A 3930-nucleotide genomic window follows, 5' to 3' on the forward strand; every position below is an offset into this window, starting at 1 on the left:
CGCAAGCAATCTGGGCATAGATCAGAGCGATCAGTTGGTCCCAGGATTTAAAGCCTTTGCAGTGCTTGTCTGCATCGAGTTCGCGCACCTGCTTGTCGAAAACAGGGCGTGGCAAGCCTTTCAAAAGATCGGCAAATCGGATATTTGTGTACACGTTGTAGTCACTGAGTTGTTGAGTCGCATCAACGGGTTCTACCCTTCAAACTCAGTGGCTGCAATCCCTCCAGAACTCTCCCCCAAATTTATTCCGGACAGCAGTGCGCGAAGGCGGGGATCCAGTTGGCGTTTGGCGAGATTCGCTGGTTCCCCGCCTTCGCGGGGATGAGAGGAAAAGATGGGAGTGACGGGCTGGCTAGATCAGTACATCCAGCTCGTCTTGATCGATCAGGCCGCTCAGTTCACTGAGCTTTGCCCGTTCGGCGGAGCGGCTGTTGAGTTTGGCGACGGCGGCTTCTGGCAGGTCGGTAATGCGAATGACGCCACGCTGCAACAGGACTTCGATCAGGTCTTCCAGCACCCGGATCATATCGGCATCGCTGCCTTGAAGACGTTGCAGGCTTTCCTTCATCGAGCGGCCCTGCTGCCACTCCATCAGTTCCCTTGCGTCATCGGCCAGCCATTCGGAGAAGCCGTTGCCGGCCTCGCTGGAAATCGCGCTGATTGCGCCATCGGTGTCACGCTTGACGTACATGCACTCCCCTTCTGCCGGAGGCTGGATTGATACAGCGACTATAGAACAAGGGCCGACACCGGTCACCCGATGTCGGCCCCTGGCCCTTGCTTTTACTGACGCTTAGACAATCAGGCTCGGATCCGGGCCTGCCAGCATGCTGTTGATATCAGACACGCTGAGCCCCTTGACCAGAATCACCTGATCGGCACCGCTGGCAATATCGCCTGTGCTGCTGATATTGAGCTGGGCACTAGCCACGCCATCAACCGAGGCGCTGGTGACCTGCAGATAGTCAGCAATTTCAGAGGGAGTGATATCGCCCAGCAGCGAACTGAGGTCAAGCACGTCGGTCCCGAGGGAGAAGTCCATGACCATGTCGACTGCCGGGGTGCCAACCGCGCCGGCATCACCGCTCTGCCAGACGAAGGTGTCAGAGCCGAGGCCGCCGTAGAGGATGTCATTGCCCTGACCACCGATCAGCACGTCGTCGCCGGCACCGGCCATCAGCAGGTCGTTACCAGCACCAGCAGTGATGGTATCGGCCCCGCCTTGTGTGGTGGTCTGGTCATAGAAGTCCAGCGGGTTGGCCCGCAGCAGTGCGATAACTTCTTCGGTGCTGGGCGCATGGCCGAGGGTGTCAGTCAGGTAATCGACAATACCCTGATAACCCATGCCGGCGTAGTCGGTACCCAGGCTGTCCGAGCTGACGGTGTCGCCATAGATGATGTCATCACCGGCTGTGCCGACCAGGGTGTCATCACCAACCTTCGGTACCACGGTCACGCTGCTGTCCAGAGCCAGCTCCAGATCCTCTGCGGTATCGACGTTTTGAACCTCGCCGACCGGCCCTCTGATCCGCCCCCCATCGATCCAAACCGAGGCATTGCCTGTGGTATCGGTGTTGTCGAAGAAGCGGAGATAGTCCGTATTACTGCCGTCACCAATGCCAATGGCATTGACCTTGACGCTGTAGGGCTGCCCCACCAGCGAGGCCATGGCGCTTACCGCATCAGCCAGATCCCAGTACTGAGTGCTGTTGCCACTGCCGCCATCGGTCGGGTTACCGCTGCTGTTCAGATGGAATGTCGGGTTACCATCGGTCAGGAACAGCGCCAGGTTTTCAAAGTCAGGCGTACCAGGGGTCTGGGTATCGAACCAGCTCTTGGCTGCGCGCAGCACAGCCTCGTAGTTGGTGCCGCCCATATCGGTAGAGCCCGAGTAAGCTGCCAGGCCGGAAATTGCCAGCAGCAAAGCATTGAGCTGAGCCGGGCTGTTCAGTGAGTAGCTGGTTTCCTGGCCGACATCGCCGCCGAAGGTGATCAGCCGGACGTTCACCACACCACCATGCGAGCCGAGGTCATTGACCAGTTTGGTGAGCGACTCTTTCATCAACTCCAGACGGCTTTTGCCTGCGGTACCCGAGCTGTCATTCATACTTGCAGACAAATCCACCATCAGGGCGATGTTGTAGTCATCCGGCACAACGACACTGTAGGAGCCTTCGACATCACCGATGATGATGTCGTTGCCACGCCCGGCGTTGAGGGTGTCATCTTCGGCGGTACCAACAATCAGCTGGTCAACCGCAGGAGAATTCACGTCCACGCTGAACTGGGCATCGTCGGTGTCGCCGTCGGCATCGACAATCTCGACGCCAAAGTCCAGATGGGTGTCAGCCGGCAGCAATGCGGTTTCGATATCCATCGAGGCCAGACGAATCTCATCACCATTGGTGCTGTCAAAGCCACCCTGGTGCTTGATGGTGACGCCATAGAAACCATCGATATTCAGATCATCGGCACTGATCAGAATCGTCGGTGAGGTGTCGGTCAGCGCGATGTCATTCAACGTGGCGATGACGTCACCGTTTTCATCCAGCACATCAATGCTGATCTTGGCGTCATCGCCGCTGCCATTGAAGTTGAACGTCAGGGTGGCTGAATCGACCAGTTTGGTCGCGTCCGCCGCCGGCAGGGTTGAAGTACCGGTGGCGTCAAAGAACGCCAGCGTCAGTGTTTCGCCAATTGAGAACAGGTTGTTGTCGGAGCCAATGCCCTGATTACCCCAGTTCACCTCGTCGGTGCTGCCGTTCTTGGTCGCGGTGAAGCGAATATCGGTCGCCCCATCATAGTTATTGATAACCTGAGACGCCCACAGCGTAGGAGCGATACCCCCGTTGATGCTGGTGAATACCACATCTTCCGAGCCGGTTGGCTTGGGCGTAACCAGATTAAATTCGTAGGTGCCATCCACCTTCATGAACAGGGTGAAGTAAGTGTAGCTGTCGGTACCATCGGCATAACTGACGGTCAGCAGCTCACCCTGATACTCGCCGGCGTTGTAGACGTCTTCGCGCACGGCGGAGAATGCCTCACCCAGGCCTGCAGCATCGAAGCTCAAATTGATGCCGCTTTCCAGGTCAGATGCAACATCCGACAGGCCATCGGCACCACCGCTATAAGACCAGTTGCCGACGGTAACACCAGCCTCATTCGAGGTAGTCATATCGTCTACTGCAGAGATCAGGGGCACTGTGTCATACACACGGATGTTGACCAATACCGGGTCTGCGGTATTGGTGCCGTCAGTGGCGGTGTAGTAGAAACTGTCGGTCAGATACGGATCGGCAAGCGGGTGATCCAGCACCGGTGCGTCATAGGTGAACTCACCGTTGGCGAACACAGTAACGGTGCCACCCAGCGCGGTGGTCAGCACAGCACCAGTCGAGCCGACGGTTGTAGCGCCAGTGCCGTCTGCGTTATTGGACACGCTCGATACACTGCGGCCAGCCGGATCATTGAACAGGACGCCATTGATAGTGTCATCGGCGTCTGTATCCAGAGTGCTGCCCTCGGTGACCCCATACTGATCGGTGGTGCCACCAGAGAAGGAGTCGTTGTCTTCGATCTGACCCTGCAGGCTGGCAGTACCCAGCGTCGCCCCGTTCGGGTCGCTCAGGGTCAGGGTCAGGTTCTCGAAGGTGCCGACACCGCCTTCAAACAGGGGGTCGTCCAGGGTCGGAATACGAATCTCGCCGTTCAGACCACCGGCCGGAATCTCCAGCACACCGCTGATGGGCTGGCTATCCAGATCCGCCGCGCTGGCGGTGTTGAAGCTCAGGGTCCAGCTGACGGTCACGGCCTCGGTGGACTGTTCGCTCATGGTGACGTTGAAGACCAGGTCTTCACCTTCAACCACCCGCGAGCCTACGCCATTGACCTGTTCCAGATTGAGCTCCGGCACTTCATTGTCTTCGA

Annotated in this window: 3 protein-coding genes; all 3 read right to left on the reverse strand. The window is 57.9% G+C overall.

Translation table 11 applies throughout. From position 1 onward, the window contains the following. A partial coding sequence (locus tag AC13EY_RS11650) for a DUF4372 domain-containing protein (RefSeq protein ID WP_482890417.1) occupies positions 1-154 on the reverse strand: 154 nt, incomplete at its 3' end. Positions 155-352: 198 nt separating this feature from the next. Continuing rightward, positions 353-691: a tryptophan synthase subunit beta gene (locus tag AC13EY_RS11655; protein ID WP_088278102.1), complete on the reverse strand. Its 339-nt coding sequence runs from the start codon at positions 689-691 to the stop codon at positions 353-355. Positions 692-793: 102 nt separating this feature from the next. Further along, on the reverse strand, positions 794-3930 hold a 3137-nt coding region (locus AC13EY_RS11660), incomplete at its 5' end, for a VWA domain-containing protein (RefSeq protein ID WP_482890416.1).

Source organism: Halopseudomonas sp. L-58 (assembly GCF_056859475.1).

What these genes read in the sequence shown, in the direction of transcription:
- AC13EY_RS11655 (WP_088278102.1), bottom strand. Translation starts at nt 691, where the DNA reads ATGTACGTCAAGCGTGACACCGATGGCGCAATCAGCGCGATTTCCAGC.